Here is an 18625-nt window from a genome sequence, read left to right as displayed (position 1 = left end):
TGTTGAATCCCCACTGAGAGCCTGGTGAGACAGGCTCTAATTCACCTGTGAAAGCGCATTACAGAGTTGTTTTGCGGCGAGGATAATACGCGGGCTTGCGCGTTCAAACCAGTCGCTGTTAAGCGGAATAACCGGAATTTTTAGCAGGTTTCCCCAGTATTGTTCAATTTTGAGAATTTCGCCCGCTTTTCCGGCCACGATAATGGCCTGGGGATGCCTTGCCAGCACCTGCTCACGGCTGACTTGCGGCCACGGCACGCGGCTGTCAGCGAAGACGTTTTCTCCGCCGCAGGTCGTCAAAACCTGATGTTGGATAGACCCTTTACCGCTGGTAAACAAAGGATTCATGCCAAACTGAAGAAAGACGCGTTTTTTAGCTTTACTGGCATACTCGGTTTTGAGCGCGGCGTACTCCTTTAGCAACGTCTGCGCTGCCTGCTGAGCCTTTTCCGGCTGCGGGCTCCAGTCGGCCAGTTGACGGAGCGTGTCGGCGATCTGTTCGATGGTTATCGCGTCCACCCACATTACCTTAATACCTAACGAAGTCAGTTGGTTTACCTGACGTTCCGCATTACCGCCGCGCCAGGCGACGACCAGATCCGGCTTCAGCGCCACAATGCGCTCCAGATTCATTCCCTGCCAGGTAGAGACCTGTTCTATTTTTTGCGCTTCGGGCGGGTAGTCGGAATAGCTGCTGACGCCAACGGGCGTAATCCCGGCGGCAAAAGCGAGCTCCGTATTGGCGGGAGAGAGGGTAATTACGCGCGGCGCGGCGTAAAGCCACACCGGGAGCGTAAGCAGCAGGGCGACCAGCGCCCTGAACATTTGCTTAGCCATGCGCCAGTTTCTGTACCAGAGTTTCGACCATCAGAGTCGACTGTTTCGCCGCCACCGCGAGGAATTCGTCAAAGCTGAGGTGCGATTGCTGATCGGCCACGTCAGAGATAGCGCGTACCACCACGAACGGCACGTTGAAGTTATAGCAGACGTGTGCGATAGCGGTGGCTTCCATCTCTACAGCGACCGCTTCGGGGAAGTTATGCCGGATTTTCGCCAGCCCGACGGAACCGTTAATAAACGCGTCACCGCTAACAATAAGACCGCGTACCGCGTTCAGATTCAGCTCCCTGATGCAGGATTCCGCGGCGGCGATCAGTTTGTCATCGGCCTTAAATCCGGCCGGACAGCCCGGTAATTGCCCGTATTCATAGCCGAAAGCGGTCACATCAGCGTCGTGGTAACGCGCTTCGTCAGAGACGACGATATCGCCGACCTTCAGCGTGGACGCCAGACCGCCTGCGGAACCGGTATTGATGATCACATCCGGCTTGCAGTGCTCCAGAAGCAACGTTGCGCCCAGCGCCGCCGCGACCTTACCGATACCGGATTTCAGTAACGCCACTTCGGTGCCGTTCAACTGGCCGGTGTAAATTTCGCAGCCGCCCAGCGTCAGCGTCTGACGGTTATCAATTTTGTCACGCAGCAGCGTAACTTCTTCTTCCATTGCGCCAATGATGCCGATTTTCATAGATTTACTCGCGATAAGTCAGTTTTGGGGGCATAGTTTATCATGCGCTTATGGGGAAGCGCATTTCTCAGGCGGGGAGAGGATATGGCATCGATCGATTTCCGAAATAAAATTAACTGGCATCGTCGTTATCGTTCACCGCAGGGCGTAAAGACGGAACATGAGATCCTGCGGATTTTTGAAAGCGATCGCGGGCGGATTATCAACTCTCCGGCTATACGCCGTTTGCAGCAAAAAACGCAGGTTTTCCCGCTGGAGCGCAATGCCGCAGTGCGTACTCGCCTGACGCATTCGATGGAGGTGCAGCAGGTGGGGCGTTATATCGCGAAAGAGATTTTAAGCCGCCTGAAAGAGCAAAACCGGCTGGAGGAGTACGGTCTGGACGCGCTGACCGGTCCCTTTGAAAGTATTGTGGAAATGGCCTGCCTGATGCACGACATCGGTAATCCGCCGTTCGGTCATTTTGGCGAGGCGGCGATCAATGACTGGTTTCGTCAGCGACTGCATCCGGAAGATGCGGAAAGTCAGCCGCTCACGCATGATCGCTGTGTGGTTTCCTCGCTACGGTTACAGGAAGGCGAAGAAAATCTGAACGATATTCGCCGCAAAGTACGTCAGGATATCTGCCATTTTGAAGGCAATGCACAGGGAATTCGTCTGGTGCATACGCTCATGCGGATGAATCTTACCTGGGCGCAGGTTGGCGGAATTTTAAAATATACCCGTCCGGCATGGTGGCGAGGGTCGGTGCCGGACTCCCATCGCTATTTAATGAAGAAACCGGGCTATTATCTTTCTGAAGAGAAGTATATTGCGAGGTTACGTAAAGAACTTCAGTTAGCGCCTTACAGTCGCTTTCCATTAACGTGGATTATGGAAGCCGCAGATGATATCTCTTATTGTGTCGCCGATCTTGAAGACGCGGTAGAGAAAAGAATCTTTAGCGTTGAGCAGCTTTATCACCATTTATATCACGCGTGGGGCCACCATGAGAAGGATTCGCTGTTTGAGCTGGTGGTAGGAAATGCGTGGGAAAAATCACGCGCCAATACATTAAGCCGCAGTACCGAAGATCAGTTTTTTATGTATTTACGGGTAAATACATTAAATAAACTGGTGCCATATGCCGCTCAGCGTTTTATTGATAATTTACCGCAGATTTTTGCCGGTACCTTCAATCAGGCGTTGCTGGAAGATGCCAGCGGTTTTAGTCGTCTACTTGAATTATATAAGAACGTGGCGGTTGAACATGTGTTTAGCCATCCGGACGTAGAACAGCTTGAGTTACAGGGATACCGGGTAATCAGTGGGTTATTAGATATCTATCAGCCACTATTAAGTCTGTCGCTTAACGACTTTCGCGAGCTGGTGGAACAAGATCGGTTGAAACGCTTGCCCATAGAATCGCGTTTATTTCAGAAACTCTCTACGCGCCATCGTTTGGCCTACGTGGAAGTCGTCAGTAAATTACCCACGGATTCGGCGGAGTATCCGGTGCTGGAATATTATTATCGTTGTCGGTTGATTCAGGATTATATCAGCGGTATGACTGACCTTTACGCATGGGATGAATATCGGCGATTGATGGCGGTCGAACAGTAAATGGACTTTTGTAAAGATGGACAATAAATTTTTACTTTTTCCAGAAACTTTATTCCGGAACTTCGCGTTATAAAATGAATCTGACGTACACAGCAATTTTGCGTTACCTGTTAATCGAGATTGAAACACATGAAAAAAACCACATTAGCAATGAGTGCACTGGCTCTGAGTTTAGGTTTGGCATTGTCGCCTCTGTCTGCCACGGCGGCTGAAACGTCGTCTTCAGCAATGACCGCCCAGCAGATGCCAAGCCTGGCGCCGATGCTCGAAAAAGTGATGCCATCGGTGGTCAGTATTAATGTAGAAGGCAGCACCACGGTGAATACGCCGCGTATGCCGCGTAATTTCCAGCAGTTCTTTGGCGATGACTCCCCGTTCTGCCAGGACGGTTCTCCGTTCCAGAATTCCCCGTTCTGCCAGGGCGGCGGTAACGGCGGCAATGGCGGCCAACAACAGAAATTCATGGCGCTGGGTTCCGGCGTAATTATTGACGCCGCGAAGGGTTACGTCGTCACCAACAACCACGTTGTTGATAACGCCAACGTGATTAAAGTACAGCTTAGCGATGGGCGTAAATTCGATGCCAAAGTGGTGGGCAAAGATCCGCGTTCTGATATTGCGCTGATTCAAATTCAGAATCCGAAAAACCTGACGGCGATTAAGCTGGCGGACTCCGACGCGCTGCGCGTGGGGGATTATACCGTGGCTATTGGTAACCCGTTTGGTCTGGGCGAAACGGTGACGTCAGGTATCGTTTCGGCGCTGGGGCGTAGCGGCCTGAACGTTGAAAACTATGAAAACTTTATTCAGACCGACGCCGCGATTAACCGCGGTAACTCCGGCGGCGCGCTGGTGAACCTGAACGGCGAGCTGATCGGTATTAACACCGCGATTCTGGCGCCAGACGGCGGCAACATTGGTATCGGCTTCGCTATCCCCAGCAACATGGTGAAAAACCTGACGTCGCAGATGGTGGAATATGGCCAGGTTAAACGCGGCGAACTGGGAATCATGGGGACTGAGCTGAATTCCGAACTGGCGAAAGCGATGAAAGTCGACGCCCAGCGTGGCGCGTTCGTCAGCCAGGTGATGCCGAATTCGTCCGCGGCGAAAGCAGGTATTAAAGCCGGGGATGTCATTACCTCCCTGAACGGTAAACCGATCAGCAGCTTTGCGGCGCTGCGCGCGCAGGTCGGCACTATGCCGGTCGGCAGCAAAATCAGCCTCGGTCTGCTGCGTGAAGGTAAAGCTATTACGGTCAATCTGGAACTGCAGCAGAGCAGCCAGAGTCAGGTTGATTCCAGCACCATCTTCAGCGGGATTGAAGGCGCTGAAATGAGCAATAAAGGCCAGGATAAAGGCGTTGTGGTCAGCAGCGTGAAAGCGAACTCACCAGCCGCGCAAATTGGCCTCAAAAAAGGCGATGTGATTATCGGCGCTAACCAGCAGCCAGTGAAAAATATCGCCGAGCTGCGTAAGATTCTCGACAGCAAGCCGTCGGTTCTGGCGCTGAATATTCAGCGTGGCGATAGCTCTATTTATCTGTTGATGCAGTAATCACCTTATCCCCCTTCCACCACGGAAGGGGGCAACTTTTTTCTGTGAAGCCCCCCACAACTCCATACTTCTTTGCTCTGCTTTGTGCATTTGCACAATGTCGAGGTCTGCCATCTTCCTTATGCTTATGCTCTGCTCACTGGAGGGTTTTATGGCTGGCTGGCGTCTTGATACCAAAATGGCGCAGGATATCGTGGCGCGCACTATGCGCATCATTGATACCAATATCAACGTAATGGATGCCCGTGGGCGCATTATCGGCAGCGGCGATCGGGAGCGTATTGGTGAATTGCACGAAGGCGCGCTATTAGTGCTGTCACAAGGCCGGGTTGTGGATATCGACGATGCCGTGGCGCGACACCTGCACGGGGTACGTCAGGGGATAAATCTACCCTTATGCCTTGAGGGCGAAATTGTCGGCGTGATCGGCCTCACTGGCGAACCAGAACATCTGCGTAAATATGGTGAACTGGTGTGTATGACCGCCGAAATGATGCTGGAGCAGTCGCGGTTAATGCACCTTCTGGCGCAGGATAGCCGTCTGCGCGAAGAGTTGGTGATGAACCTGATTCAGGCCGAAGAAAATACGCCAGCGCTGGTGGAATGGGCGCAACGTTTGGGGATCGATTTGAACCAGCCGCGTGTAGCGGCGGTAGTCGAAGTCGACAGCGGCCAGCTTGGTGTCGACAGCGCAATGGCGGAGCTTCAGCAGTTACAGAATGCGCTCACCACGCCGGAACGTAACAACCTGATAGCCATTGTTTCTCTCTCCGAGATGGTGGTACTAAAGCCTGCATTAAACCCGTTTGGTCGCTGGGATGCCGAAGATCATCGTAAGCGTGTAGAGCAGCTTATCTCGCGAATGAAAGAAAACGGTCAGCTACGTTTTCGCGTGGCGCTGGGCAATTACTTTACCGGGCCGGGCAGTATTGCACGTTCATATCGCACGGCGCGTACCACGATGATGGTTGGCAAACAGCGGATGCCAGAGAGTCGCAGCTATTTTTATCAGGATTTGATGCTGCCGGTCCTGTTAGATGGCCTGCGTGGCGGCTGGCAGGCCAATGAGCTGGCGCGCCCGCTGGTAAAACTCAAAGCGATGGATAACAACGGGTTATTACGTCGGACGCTGACGGCGTGGTTTCGCCATAATGTCCAGCCGCTGGCAACTTCTAAGGCGCTGTTTATTCACCGTAATACACTGGAATATCGGCTGAATCGCATTTCGGAACTGACCGGGCTGGATTTGGGCAATTTTGACGATCGGCTGTTGCTGTATGTGGCGCTACAACTGGATGAACAGCGTTAAGCCCGGCGGCGCTTCGCTTACCAGGCCTACGGAGATATAGCTGTAGGCCGGATAAGGCGTAACACGTCGCCATCCGGCAACACACAGCTTACTTACGGGTAAGCTTGTCCAGATCGGCTTCGATTTCACTGATCTTATTCGCGACGACGCTTTCCAGATGGCGCAAGTCGTCGAGGATCTTACGTTTGAGATCGAGTTCTGAGCGGTCGCGCTGGCAGATTTGGTCCAGTTCGTCAATCACATAGCGTAGGTTAGGGCTAATCTCCTGTACTTCTTTATAACCCTGACCGATGCCATCGGCCACCACCGTTTTTCGCTGGCGTGGGTACTTAAACTTCACGCTTTTAGCAAAGAATTCACCTCTATCCTTTTGAAAATAGATTTTCAGGATATCGTTGTTGGCTTCTTGCCGCAGGCTGTAACGATCGATGTCCTCAGGATTGGTAATGCCCAGACTTTTTAGATTGTCATACATAGCGGTATCCTTCATCACACTATAACTTTTGAATAATTAACGAAAAGTTGGTTTTTCGCCACCAATGGATACAAAAAAAGCGCGGTTGATCGCAGAAGACTTCTCGGCAACGTAATGAGTAAAAGGGCGGCGGTTATTGATAGCCTAAGTAATTCAACGCGATATTCAGTTTATAGAGAAAGCGTTTGAGGTCGGTGTGGGAAATTGACCGGAGGCAGCAGTCGATAACCCTGAAAGGCAGAGTCTATGTCTGGAACGTATAATACCACTATTCGCCGGGTGGTGATTTCCGCCTGGATAGGAAACTCCATTGAATATTATGATTTTCTATTATACGGCCTGGCAAGCGCGCTGGTATTTGGCCCGCTTTTTTTCCCTGGCGCCAGCCCATTTACTGTAACGTTATCTTCTTTTGCCAGTTTCGGCGTGGGATTTATTTCCCGGCCGTTGGGCGCGCTATTTTTTGGCAACAGGGGAGATACGCTTGGGCGTAAAAACACGTTATTAATCACGTTAGGGGGGATGGGCGCGGTAACGTTTCTCATCGGTTGCCTGCCTTCTTACGCCAGTATTGGCGCGCTGGCGCCTGCTTTACTGGTTATTCTGCGTTTTCTGCAGGGATTTCTGGTTGGAGGCGAATGGGGCGGCGCCATGTTAATGGTCGTGGAATATGCTGTTGGAAAGCACCGGGGGCGGTTAAGCGCGCTATCGCAAACAGGGGGACTCACAGGACAATTATTGGCGACTGGCGTATTTATATTCGTGACCCAATTACCGGAGGAGGAGCTGTTATCGTGGGGATGGCGTATTCCTTTTCTGCTCAGTGCGCTTTTGGTGTTGCCGGGATTATATATGCGTCATCGTCTGGATGAGACACCTGTCTTCCGTGCGTTTAAAAAGCAGCAAGCTATTAATCATATGCAGCAAAGAGAAGAAAGGCCGGTGGTCAAAGTAGTACGAGAACAATGGCGCAGCATTTTGCTGATTATGATTCTACGTTTTGCTGAAAGCGTTCCCTTTTTTCTTGCCACCGTCTTCGCGGTTTCCTGGGCGACGACGCAGCTTGGGATTGCCAGCCTGACTATTCTGTACATTGTAATGTTCACCTGTCTGCTGGCGTATCCCATGCACATGCTATTTGGCATCGTGTCGGATCGGCGTAGCTGCCGTCAGGTGTACATTTTTGGCGCGCTTTTTGTAGCGGCAATGGCTTTTCCCTTTTTCTGGCTGCTGGAAAGCCGTTCGCTAATACTGATGATAGTGGGCTACGTTCTGCTTATTAACATTGGTCATAATTCACTGAATGCCGTGCAACCTTCTTTTTTCGCCGGACTGTTTCATCCGCCTGTACGCTATAGCGGTTCATCAATTGGCGCTCAGTTGGGGGCGGTTGTGGCAGGGGGATTCACACCGTTTATCGCTAAAGCGTTAAGTGCAGTCTATGATAACAGTTGGACTTTGGTTGCCGGTTATGTCGTTTTGACTGCGTTGGCTTCGGCGTTTGCGGCAAAGATTGCGCCGGAAACCGTTTTGCCGCATTCGCCATAATGCAAAGGGGGCTGTCGCCCCCGCTTTTCACTCGCTTAATCAATAGTGCGCAATAATTCGTTAATGCCCACTTTACCACGCGTTTTGGCGTCGACTTTTTTCACGATCACCGCGCAGTACAGACTGTATTTACCGTCTTTTGATGGCAGGTTGCCGGAAACGACCACGGAACCCGCCGGTACGCGACCATAGTGAACTTCACCGGTTTCGCGATCGTAGATTTTGGTGCTCTGGCCGAGGTATACGCCCATAGAAATGACGGAACCTTCTTCGACAATTACGCCTTCCACGACTTCAGAACGCGCGCCAATAAAGCAGTTGTCTTCAATGATTGTCGGGTTAGCCTGCAACGGCTCCAGTACGCCGCCGATACCCACGCCGCCGGAGAGGTGAACGTTTTTACCGATCTGCGCGCAGGAACCCACGGTCGCCCAGGTGTCAACCATAGTGCCTTCGTCAACGTAGGCGCCGATGTTAACGTAAGACGGCATCAGCACGGTGTTGCGGGCGATAAATGCGCCCTGACGAACGGCCGCTGGCGGAACGACGCGGAAACCTTCTTTCTGAAAACGCGCTTCGTCGTAATCAGCGAATTTCATCGGGACTTTATCGAAGTAGCGGCTTTCCGCACCGTCGATAACCTGGTTATCGTTAATACGAAAAGAGAGCAGAACCGCTTTCTTCAGCCACTGGTGAGTGACCCACTGACCGTCGATTTTTTCTGCGACACGCAACGCGCCGGAATCGAGTAGAGAAATGACCTGGTTTACCGCCTCCCGGGTCACGGTATCTACATTAGCCGGCGTAATATCGGCGCGGCGCTCAAAAGCGGTCTCAATAATGTTCTGTAACTGCTGCATTGTTAAACTCTTTCATATAAATAAACACACTACCCTTTATCGTTTGGATTGAGGGCCGCTGTCAACCGTTGTTGCACCTCAAGTTGCAGCACATTATTAAGTGCGCGCCGATCCGCTGTGGCGATTATGAATAAATCTTCTACTCGTTCACCAATGGTTGTAATTCGGGCGCCATGAAGCGAAATTCCCAGATCGGCAAAAATTTGTCCGACCCTGGCCAACAGGCCGGGTTGATCGAGCGCGATCAATTCCATGAATGATTTTCTGTCGGTATGGGTGGGCAGAAAATTGACTTCCGTTTCGACCGTAAAGTGCCGTAACTTTGCCGGTTGCCGACGCGGCTGCGGCGGCTGCCAGCTACGCTGCGTAATGGTCTGTTCAAGACCGGTGCGAATAACTTCATGGCGATCCGCCGCTAGCGGGCTGCCGTCTGGTTCCAGAACGATAAACGTATCCATTGCCATGCCGTCGCGAGTGGTAAAGATCTGCGCGTCATGGACGCTTAAATTACGCCTGTCCAGTTCGGCGCAGACGGCGGCAAACAGATAGGGTCTGTCCGGACTCCAGATAAAAATTTCGGTTCCGCCGCGCGTGGCCTGCGGACTGAGTAACACTAACGGTTGGTGCAGATCGTGCTGCAATAAATGGCGTGCGTGCCAGGCGAGCTGATTTGGACTATGACGAACAAAATAGTTAGCGCGACAGCGGGTCCAGATTTTGTGCAGCGCGGCTTCATCAATATTGTCCATTCGCAGCAGCGCCAGCGCCTGAAGCTGATGGTGACGCACGCGCTCACGCATATCCGGCGTATTTTGCATTCCGCGCCTGAGCTGTTTTTCAGTGGCGAAGTACAGCTCGCGCAGCAGGCTCTGTTTCCAGCTATTCCACAAGGTTTCGTTGGTCGCGCATATGTCCGCGACGGTCAGGCAGACCAGAAAGCGCAACCGTGTTTCGGTTTGTACCTCTTCGGCAAACTGCTTGATGACTTCCGGGTCCTGGATGTCGCGGCGTTGGGCGGTGACCGACATCAGCAGGTGCTGGCGCACCAGCCAGGCGACCAGTTGCGTTTCGCGCGAGTTCAGGCCATGTAGTTCGGCGAAGGTGAGTACATCCTGCGCGCCCAGTACCGAATGGTCGCCGCCGCGTCCTTTCGCAATATCGTGGAATAGCGCTGCGATCAGAATGAGTTCCGGATGGGGAAGCCGCGGCCAGAGATCGACGCATAGCGGGTGGCGCTGGCGCGTCTCTTCCTTCGCAAAACTCTCCAGCTTGAGCATTACGCGGATGGTGTGTTCATCCACCGTGTATGCGTGGAACAGGTCAAACTGCATTTGTCCGACGATGTGCGACCACTGCGGCATATAAGCCCACAGTACGCTGTGGCGATGCATAGGTAGCAGGCCGCGGCTGACCGCGCCGGGATGGCGCAGCATACTGAGAAACAGCGTGCGCGCCTCCGGGATGTAACAGAGAGGTTGGCTCAGATGGCGGCGGGCGTGGCGCAAATGGCGTAATGTCGTAGAGTAGATGCCGGTGATCGCGCTATTGCGCACCATCATATAAAACATCCGCAGGATCGCTTCCGGTTCGCGGATAAACAGTGTGTCGTCACGCAGATCAATGAGCGTGCCGCGCAGTTGAAACTCATCGTCGATAGGACGTGGTTTTTCATCCGCAGGCAGCGCCAGAATCGCCTCGTCAAATAGCTGAAGCAGCATCTGATTGAGTTCGCTCACCCGGCGCGTGACCCGGAAGTAGTCTTTCATCATCCGCTCAACCGGATCGTTGCCTTCGCCGCTGTAGTTAAGGCGTTGAGCGACGCTCAACTGGCGGTCGAATAGCAGGCGGTTATCGTAGCGGCTGACCACCAGATGTAGCGCAAAACGAATGCGCCACAGGATATGCAGGCACTCGTTGAGTTCCGCGCGCTCAGCCGGGGTTAAAAAGCCGAAGCCCACCATCTCATCGAGCGAGGTAGCGCCGAAGTGACGTCGGGCGACCCACTGCAACGTGTGGATATCGCGCAGACCGCCGGGGCTGCTTTTAATATCCGGCTCCAGATTATAGCTGGTGCCGTGATAGCGCTGGTGGCGTTGGTTCTGCTCTTCTACTTTGGCGGCGTAAAATTTGTCGGATGGCCAAAAGCCTTCGCTGAAAATATGTTTTTGCAGCGCCAGAAACAGAGCGACATCACCGATCAGCAGGCGCGTTTCGATGAGGTTTGTCGCAACGGTTAAATCAGACAGACCTTCCAGCAGGCATTCTTCCAGCGTACGTACGCTATGACCGACATCCAGCTTGACGTCCCATAATAAGGTCAGCAGTTCGCCAACTTTTTGCGCCTGTTCATCGGGCAGCTTTTTGCGGCTTAAAATGAGCAGATCAATATCGGAAAGCGGATGCAGTTCGCCGCGTCCATAGCCGCCGACGGCGACCAGCGCCAGATCGGCAATCTGACCGAAACCAGCCTCAATCCACAGGCGTTGTAACAACTGGTCGATAAATTCGGTACGGGCTTCAATAAGCTGTTCTGCACAAATGCCGCTGTCAAATGCCTCGCCCAGCCAGTGTTGAAAGATGTCGATACGGGCTTTGATACCGGCGACGGTCAGTTCAGCGCGCGGCCAGACGCCAGGGTTTTGCGGCTGGTCGGGAAGGGTGGGGAGTGCGGTATTCGCGTACTGTTCAGGAAGAGTATTCATATGCGCCACCCATTAAAAAGCCGGATGATAGCGAACGCCTTATCCGGCCTACGGTGTGCATTTGATGTAGGCCTGATAAGCGCAGCGCCATCAGGCAAAAAAGTTATGCGTCGTGCGTAATGACCGCCGGGATGGTGTCATCTTTACGCAGCGTCAGAATTTCACAGCCGTTTTCCGTTACCACAATAGTATGCTCGTACTGAGCAGACAAGCTGCGGTCTTTGGTTTTCACCGTCCAGCCGTCTTTCATGGTGCGGATACGGTAGTCCCCTGCGTTCAGCATCGGTTCAATGGTAAAGGTCATGCCAGGCTGCAACACGACGCCGCCATCGTCCGCATCATAATGCAGCACCTGCGGTTCTTCATGGAAGCCGCGACCAATACCGTGTCCGCAGTATTCACGTACCACGGAGAAACCTTCGCCTTCGGCATATTTCTGGATGGCGGCGCCAATGGTGCGCAGGCGGATACCCGGTTTCACCATTTTGATGCCCAGATACAGGCTCTCTTGTGTGACGCGGCACAGACGCTCGCCCAGAATGGTCGGTTTGCCGACGATAAACATTTTAGAGGTGTCGCCGTGGTATTCATCTTTGATAACCGTCACATCAATGTTGACGATATCACCATCTTTCAGATGCTTAGCGTCATCCGGAATGCCGTGGCACACCACTTCATTAATAGAGATACAGACGGATTTCGGATAGCCGTGGTAGCCGAGGCAGGCGGAGATCGCGTGTTGTTCGTTAACGATGTAATCGTTACAGATACGGTCCAGTTCGCCGGTGGTGACGCCCGGTTTGATATACGGTTCGATCATTTCCAGCACTTCGGCTGCCAGACGGCCCGCGACGCGCATCTTTTCGATTTCTTCAGGGGTCTTGATTGAGATAGCCATGAATTCTGTCCATCAGGGTCGATGATTTCGACAATAATTGTGTATGTGCTGTCAATGTTAACAGTCTGAAGCATCCACTACCAGATTGAGAATCAGTTACAGCATGGAGTGCCAACAATTATTGGTGTCGAAGGCGTATTTGTGGTATAAAGCGCGCCGGACTTCCGTTTCATTCCCTGATACACAAGATGGGCGGGAGCGACAAATCTCACTTTGTGTAACAACACACACGTATCGGCACATATTCCGGGGTGCCCTTTGGGGTCGGTAATATGGGATACGTGGAGGCATAACCCCAACTTAATCTATAGAGGTTTTAAATCATGGCAACTGTTTCCATGCGCGACATGCTCAAGGCTGGTGTTCACTTTGGTCACCAGACCCGTTACTGGAACCCGAAAATGAAACCGTTCATCTTCGGCGCGCGTAACAAAGTTCACATCATCAACCTTGAGAAAACCGTACCGATGTTCAACGAAGCTCTGGCTGAACTGAACAAGATCTCTGCTCGTAAAGGTAAAATCCTTTTCGTTGGTACCAAACGCGCTGCAAGCGAAGCGGTGAAAGAAGCTGCTAACAGCTGCGACCAGTTCTTCGTGAACCATCGCTGGCTGGGCGGTATGCTGACTAACTGGAAAACCGTTCGTCAGTCCATCAAACGTCTGAAAGACCTGGAAACTCAGTCTCAGGACGGTACTTTCGAAAAGCTGACCAAGAAAGAAGCGCTGATGCGTACTCGTGAGCTTGAGAAACTGGAAAACAGCCTGGGTGGTATCAAAGATATGGGCGGTCTGCCGGACGCTCTGTTCGTTATCGATGCTGACCATGAGCACATTGCTATCAAAGAAGCAAACAACCTGGGTATTCCGGTATTTGCTATCGTTGATACCAACTCTGATCCGGACGGCGTTGACTTCGTTATCCCGGGTAACGATGACGCAATCCGTGCTGTTAGCCTGTACCTGGGCGCTGTCGCTGCAACCGTTCGTGAAGGCCGTTCTCAGGATCTGGCTTCCCAGGCGGAAGAAAGCTTCGTAGAAGCTGAATAATAAGGCTTGATAACTCCCTAAAATAGTTCGAGTTGCAGGAAGGCGGCAAGCTCGAGAATTCCCGGGAGCTTACATCAGTAAGTGACCGGGATGAGCGAGTGAAGGCAACGCACCTGCGGCTCGAAATATGAAGGGGAGCGCCCCCTTATAAACCAGGTAGTATCACGTTTGGTTAGGGGCCCTTTAGGCCCCTTTTTCACTTTTATATCTGTGCGGTTTGATGCCGGGCAGATCAAATCTTTCGAGGATTTTAGAATGGCTGAAATTACCGCATCCCTGGTAAAAGAGCTGCGTGAGCGTACCGGCGCAGGCATGATGGATTGCAAAAAAGCACTGACTGAAGCGAATGGCGACATTGAGCTGGCAATCGAAAACATGCGTAAGTCCGGCGCTATCAAAGCGGCGAAAAAAGCAGGCAACGTGGCTGCTGACGGCGTAATCAAAACCAAAATCGACGGCAACATCGCTTTCATTCTGGAGGTTAACTGCCAGACTGACTTCGTGGCTAAAGATGCTGGCTTCCAGGCATTCGCTGACAAAGTGCTGGACGCCGCTGTTGCTGGCAAAATCACTGACGTAGAAGTCCTGAAAGCGCAGTTCGAAGAAGAGCGTGTCGCGTTGGTTGCGAAAATCGGCGAGAACATCAACATTCGTCGCGTAGCTTCCCTGGAAGGCGACGTTCTGGGTTCTTATCAGCACGGTGCGCGTATCGGCGTTCTGGTTGCCGCTAAAGGCGCTGACGAAGAGCTGGTTAAACAGTTGGCGATGCACGTTGCTGCAAGCAAGCCGGAATTCGTTAAGCCGGAAGACGTGTCTGCTGACGTGGTAGAGAAAGAGTACCAGGTACAACTGGACATCGCGATGCAGTCTGGCAAGCCGAAAGAAATCGCAGAGAAAATGGTTGAAGGCCGCATGAAGAAATTCACCGGCGAAGTTTCTCTGACTGGTCAGCCTTTCGTCATGGAACCGAGCAAATCTGTTGGCCAACTGCTGAAAGAGCACAACGCTGACGTGACTGGCTTCATCCGCTTTGAAGTGGGCGAAGGCATTGAGAAAGTCGAGACTGACTTTGCAGCGGAAGTTGCTGCGATGTCTAAGCAGTCCTGATTTTCCTGAGGAGCCGCCTGAGGGCGGCTTCTTTTTGCGCCTCTCTTGTAAAATCAGCCGACGCCTGGCGTTTGCGCTGAAATGCGACGTACAATGTCGCCGGAATTAACTCATATCAATCGTTGACAGTCTCAGGAAAGAAACATGGCTACCAATGCAAAACCCGTCTATAAACGCATTCTGCTTAAATTAAGCGGCGAAGCTCTGCAGGGTACGGAAGGCTTCGGTATTGATGCAAGCATACTGGATCGTATGGCTCAGGAGATCAAAGAACTGGTTGAACTGGGTATTCAGGTTGGTGTGGTGATTGGCGGTGGTAACCTGTTCCGTGGCGCGGGTCTGGCAAAAGCGGGGATGAACCGCGTTGTGGGCGATCACATGGGCATGTTGGCCACCGTAATGAACGGCCTGGCAATGCGTGATGCGCTTCACCGCGCCTATGTGAACGCCCGCCTGATGTCGGCAATTCCTTTAAACGGCGTGTGCGACAACTACAGTTGGGCCGAGGCGATCAGCCTGCTGCGTAATAACCGAGTTGTGATTCTGTCTGCAGGTACGGGTAACCCGTTTTTTACTACCGACTCAGCAGCCTGTCTGCGCGGGATCGAAATTGAAGCGGATGTCGTACTGAAAGCGACCAAAGTGGATGGCGTATTCACTGCCGATCCGGCAAAAGATCCTTCCGCGACCATGTACGATCAGCTTACCTACAGCGAAGTGCTGGATAAAGAGCTGAAAGTGATGGATCTGGCGGCGTTCACGCTGGCTCGTGACCACAAACTGCCGATTCGTGTTTTCAACATGAACAAACCGGGCGCGCTGCGTCGTGTGGTGATGGGCGAAAAAGAAGGGACGCTAATCACGGAATAATTCCCGTGAGCGCCAAATACAGGTAAGATTCTGTTCTATTGACGGGTCTTATTACCTGGCAGAAATTAAACGAGACTATACTTAGCACATCTTTGTATTGTGTGACCGTCTGGTCTGACTGAGACTAGTTTTCAAGGATTCGTAACGTGATTAGCGATATCAGAAAAGATGCTGAAGTACGCATGGAAAAATGCGTTGAAGCGTTCAAAACCCAAATCAGCAAAGTGCGCACGGGTCGTGCTTCTCCCAGCCTGCTGGATGGTATTGTCGTAGAGTACTATGGCACTCCGACCCCGCTGCGTCAGCTGGCAAGCGTAACGGTAGAAGACTCCCGTACCTTAAAAATTAACGTATTTGACCGCTCTATGGGGCCTGCCGTTGAAAAAGCGATCATGGCGTCAGACCTCGGTTTGAATCCAAGCTCTGCGGGCACCGACATTCGCGTTCCGCTGCCGCCGCTGACCGAAGAACGTCGTAAAGATCTGACGAAAATTGTCCGTGGCGAAGCGGAGCAGGCGCGTGTCGCCGTACGTAACGTACGCCGTGATGCGAACGATAAAGTAAAAGCTCTGCTGAAAGATAAAGCGATCAGTGAAGATGACGATCGTCGTTCTCAGGAAGAAGTACAGAAAATGACCGACGCGGCAATTAAAAAAGTTGATGCGGCGTTGGCAGATAAAGAAGCAGAACTGATGCAGTTCTGATTGATCTGTACGCAGATATAAACTCATTCCACCGCTAAACCTGGCGGATGAGTGGTGTACAAAGCGCCGCGCAGAAGACATTATCAGGTCTCCTGTGCGGCGCTTTGCTTTTTATCCCGTTTCAACACTTCTGGACGTTTCATGAAGCAATTAACCATTCTGGGCTCGACCGGCTCTATTGGTTGCAGCACACTGGACGTGGTGCGCCATAATCCTGATAGCTTCCGCGTTGTCGCGCTGGTGGCGGGTAAAAATGTTGCCCGCATGGCGGAGCAGTGCCTGGAGTTCTCGCCGCGTTATGCCGTAATGGATGATACGTCGAGCGCAGAACAGCTCAAAATAATGCTTCAGCAGCATGGCAGCCGCACCGAGGTTTTGAGCGGTCAGCAGGCTGCCTGTGAGATGGCGGCGCTTGATGAGGTCGGGCATGTGATGGCGGCCATTGTGGGCGCGGCTGGTTTACTGCCGACCCTGGCGGCGATTCGCGCAGGGAAGACGATTCTGCTGGCGAATAAAGAATCGCTGGTGACCTGCGGGCGGCTGTTTATGGACGAAGTGAAACGCAGCAACGCCCGGCTTTTACCCGTCGATAGCGAACATAACGCGATTTTTCAGAGTTTGCCGCAATCTATTCAGCATAATCTGGGATACGCTGACCTTGAGCAAAATGGCGTAACGTCGATTTTGCTTACCGGGTCTGGTGGCCCGTTTCGTGAAACGCCAATGTGCGATCTGGCAGCGATGACGCCGGATCAGGCATGTCGTCATCCGAACTGGTCGATGGGGCGAAAAATCTCCGTCGACTCCGCCACCATGATGAATAAAGGTCTGGAATACATTGAAGCGCGTTGGTTATTTAATGCCAGCGCACGTCAGATGGAAGTGTTGATCCATCCGCAATCGGTAATTCATTCGATGGTGCGTTATCAGGACGGCAGCGTCCTGGCGCAGCTTGGAGAACCTGACATGCGTACGCCTATTGCGCATACGATGGCATGGCCGAATCGCGTTGCGTCCGGCGCGCAGCCGCTCGATTTTTGCAAACTCAGCGCGCTGACGTTTAGCGCGCCAGATTATCAGCGTTATCCGTGCCTGAAGCTGGCGATGGAGGCGTTTGAGCAAGGTCAGGCGGCAACGACGGCGCTCAATGCGGCAAACGAAATCACCGTTGCCGCGTTTCTGGCGCAACAGATTCGTTTTACCGATATCGCCGGGCTCAATTTAGCGGTGCTGGAGAGGATGGATTTACAGGAACCGGCAAGCGTTGATGACGTATTGCAGGTTGACGCCATCGCGCGTGAGGTAGCCAGAAAACAAGTGATACGGCTCTCACGCTGACGATTATCCCGCGACAGAAGATCGTGCTATTTGTTAGCGTTGGGCTTCGGTGATATAGTCTGCGCCACCTGATCGCAGGTTTTTGGCTTTTTTCGGTCAGGTTAGCCGTGGTTTTACACGGCTTTTTTGTGGATACACAAAATCATTCAGGACGCATCGGGACGGCAGGCGAATACGTTCCCGGCGTGCGCGGACAGCGCACGACAGGGGCGATGACGCGCAGTCATCAGCGAAGCGGACCGAAGAGAATGTGTATAAAGGCTTCAGTATTCCTGAGTACCGCTAAATCCTTTCAGGGACAAAAAACGCGTTATGTTGTCTGCAACTCAACCAGTAAGCGAAAATTTGTCAGCACATGGCTGCCGTCATGTTGCAATAATTATGGATGGCAATGGTCGCTGGGCGAAAAAGCAAGGGAAGATCCGGGCCTTCGGGCATAAAGCCGGGGCGAAGTCCGTCCGGCGAGCGGTCTCTTTTGCTGCCAATAACGGTATTGATGCGTTAACGCTGTATGCCTTTAGTAGTGAAAACTGGAACCGACCGGCGCAGGAAGTGAGCGCGTTAATGGAGCTGTTCGTGTGGGCGCTGGATAGCGAAGTCAAAAGCCTGCACCGCCATAACGTTCGCCTGCGTATTATCGGCGATATCAGTCGATTCAACTCACGTTTGCAAGAACGTATTCGCAAATCAGAAGCGCTTACCGCCCGTAATACGGGGTTAACGCTGAATATTGCTGCGAACTACGGCGGACGTTGGGATATTGTCCAGGGAGTCCGGCAACTGGCGGAACAGGTGCAGGCTGGAGTGCTGCGCCCCGATCAGATTGATGAAGAGAGACTAGGCCAGCAAATTTGTATGCATGAGCTGGCGCCTGTGGATTTAGTAATTAGGACTGGGGGAGAGCATCGCATTAGTAACTTTTTGCTTTGGCAAATTGCCTATGCCGAACTTTACTTTACGGATGTTCTTTGGCCCGATTTCGATGAACAAGACTTTGAAGGTGCGCTGCATGCCTTTGCTAATCGAGAGCGTCGTTTCGGCGGTACCGAGCCTGGTGATGACACAGCCTGATGGGGGT

The 18625-nt window shown here is 52.5% G+C and carries 16 protein-coding genes; 10 read left to right on the top strand and 6 right to left on the bottom strand.

Annotated elements, in window-relative coordinates:
- Positions 1 to 36 precede the first annotated feature (36 nt).
- Both btuF and mtnN read right to left on the bottom strand, forming a co-directional pair.
- The gene (btuF, locus tag F4V72_RS09345) at positions 37 to 837 is read right to left on the bottom strand and encodes a vitamin B12 ABC transporter substrate-binding protein BtuF (RefSeq protein WP_053508762.1); all 801 of its coding nucleotides are present in this window, start codon (positions 835 to 837) and stop codon (positions 37 to 39) included.
- A complete protein-coding gene (gene mtnN, locus F4V72_RS09340) occupies positions 830 to 1528 on the bottom strand; it encodes a 5'-methylthioadenosine/S-adenosylhomocysteine nucleosidase (RefSeq protein WP_000689829.1) in 699 nt (232 codons plus the stop codon). Before mtnN ends, btuF begins: the two co-directional genes overlap by 8 nt.
- Positions 1529 to 1612: 84 nt before the next feature.
- On the opposite strand from mtnN, the gene dgt reads away from it, so the two are divergent.
- The 3 genes from dgt to cdaR all read left to right on the top strand — a co-directional run bounded on the left by dgt (position 1613) and on the right by cdaR (position 5996).
- Positions 1613 to 3130, top strand: a complete 1518-nt coding sequence (gene dgt / locus F4V72_RS09335) for a dGTPase (RefSeq protein ID WP_053529456.1) — start codon at positions 1613 to 1615, stop codon at positions 3128 to 3130.
- Positions 3131 to 3259: 129 nt separating this feature from the next.
- Entirely contained in the window at positions 3260 to 4687 is a 1428-nt protein-coding gene (gene degP / locus F4V72_RS09330; RefSeq protein ID WP_053508759.1) for a serine endoprotease DegP, read from the top strand.
- A gap of 151 nt (positions 4688 to 4838) precedes the next feature.
- Complete coding sequence (cdaR, locus tag F4V72_RS09325) at positions 4839 to 5996, top strand: DNA-binding transcriptional regulator CdaR (RefSeq protein WP_063390132.1); 1158 nt, start codon at positions 4839 to 4841, stop codon at positions 5994 to 5996.
- An 88-nt stretch (positions 5997 to 6084) separates the two neighbouring features.
- Here the strand turns inward: cdaR and F4V72_RS09320 are convergent, their stop codons facing one another.
- The gene (locus tag F4V72_RS09320; protein ID WP_070804329.1) at positions 6085 to 6471 is read right to left on the bottom strand and encodes a DUF3461 family protein; all 387 of its coding nucleotides are present in this window, start codon (positions 6469 to 6471) and stop codon (positions 6085 to 6087) included.
- A 246-nt stretch (positions 6472 to 6717) separates the two neighbouring features.
- Here F4V72_RS09320 and F4V72_RS09315 point away from each other — a divergent pair, with 246 nt between their 5' ends.
- Positions 6718 to 8019: an MFS transporter gene (locus F4V72_RS09315; RefSeq protein ID WP_070803105.1), complete on the top strand. Its 1302-nt coding sequence runs from the start codon at positions 6718 to 6720 to the stop codon at positions 8017 to 8019.
- A gap of 35 nt (positions 8020 to 8054) precedes the next feature.
- Here the strand turns inward: F4V72_RS09315 and dapD are convergent, their stop codons facing one another.
- From dapD to map, 3 genes are all read right to left on the bottom strand, one after another.
- The gene (gene dapD, locus F4V72_RS09310) at positions 8055 to 8879 is read right to left on the bottom strand and encodes a 2,3,4,5-tetrahydropyridine-2,6-dicarboxylate N-succinyltransferase (RefSeq protein ID WP_053508754.1); all 825 of its coding nucleotides are present in this window, start codon (positions 8877 to 8879) and stop codon (positions 8055 to 8057) included.
- Between the two features lie 29 nt (positions 8880 to 8908).
- Positions 8909 to 11581, bottom strand: a complete 2673-nt coding sequence (gene glnD / locus F4V72_RS09305) for a bifunctional uridylyltransferase/uridylyl-removing protein GlnD (RefSeq protein ID WP_053529454.1) — start codon at positions 11579 to 11581, stop codon at positions 8909 to 8911.
- Between the two features lie 103 nt (positions 11582 to 11684).
- On the bottom strand, positions 11685 to 12479 hold the full coding sequence (gene map, locus F4V72_RS09300; protein WP_002946964.1) for a type I methionyl aminopeptidase: 795 nt from the start codon (positions 12477 to 12479) through the stop codon (positions 11685 to 11687).
- Between the two features lie 323 nt (positions 12480 to 12802).
- On the opposite strand from map, the gene rpsB reads away from it, so the two are divergent.
- The 6 genes from rpsB to ispU all read left to right on the top strand — a co-directional run bounded on the left by rpsB (position 12803) and on the right by ispU (position 18618).
- Positions 12803 to 13528: a 30S ribosomal protein S2 gene (gene rpsB / locus F4V72_RS09295; protein WP_000246886.1), complete on the top strand. Its 726-nt coding sequence runs from the start codon at positions 12803 to 12805 to the stop codon at positions 13526 to 13528.
- A gap of 255 nt (positions 13529 to 13783) precedes the next feature.
- On the top strand, positions 13784 to 14635 hold the full coding sequence (tsf, locus tag F4V72_RS09290) for a translation elongation factor Ts (protein ID WP_000808102.1): 852 nt from the start codon (positions 13784 to 13786) through the stop codon (positions 14633 to 14635).
- Positions 14636 to 14779: 144 nt separating this feature from the next.
- Entirely contained in the window at positions 14780 to 15505 is a 726-nt protein-coding gene (gene pyrH, locus F4V72_RS09285) for a UMP kinase (protein ID WP_000224567.1), read from the top strand.
- 146 nt (positions 15506 to 15651) lie between these two features.
- Positions 15652 to 16209, top strand: a complete 558-nt coding sequence (gene frr, locus F4V72_RS09280) for a ribosome recycling factor (RefSeq protein ID WP_000622423.1) — start codon at positions 15652 to 15654, stop codon at positions 16207 to 16209.
- A gap of 141 nt (positions 16210 to 16350) precedes the next feature.
- Positions 16351 to 17547, top strand: coding sequence for a 1-deoxy-D-xylulose-5-phosphate reductoisomerase (ispC, locus tag F4V72_RS09275; RefSeq protein ID WP_053508750.1), 1197 nt, complete (start codon positions 16351 to 16353; stop codon positions 17545 to 17547).
- Positions 17548 to 17859: 312 nt separating this feature from the next.
- Positions 17860 to 18618 carry a (2E,6E)-farnesyl-diphosphate-specific ditrans,polycis-undecaprenyl-diphosphate synthase gene (gene ispU, locus F4V72_RS09270; protein WP_053508748.1) on the top strand — a complete coding sequence of 253 codons (759 nt, stop codon included), beginning with the start codon at positions 17860 to 17862 and terminating at the stop codon, positions 18616 to 18618.
- Positions 18619 to 18625: the final 7 nt, after the last annotated feature.

Source organism: Salmonella enterica subsp. diarizonae (genome assembly GCF_008692785.1).
GTDB lineage: Bacteria > Pseudomonadota > Gammaproteobacteria > Enterobacterales > Enterobacteriaceae > Salmonella > Salmonella diarizonae.
Note: the sequence above shows the minus strand (reverse complement) of the source record. Positions and strands in the feature narration are given on the sequence as shown.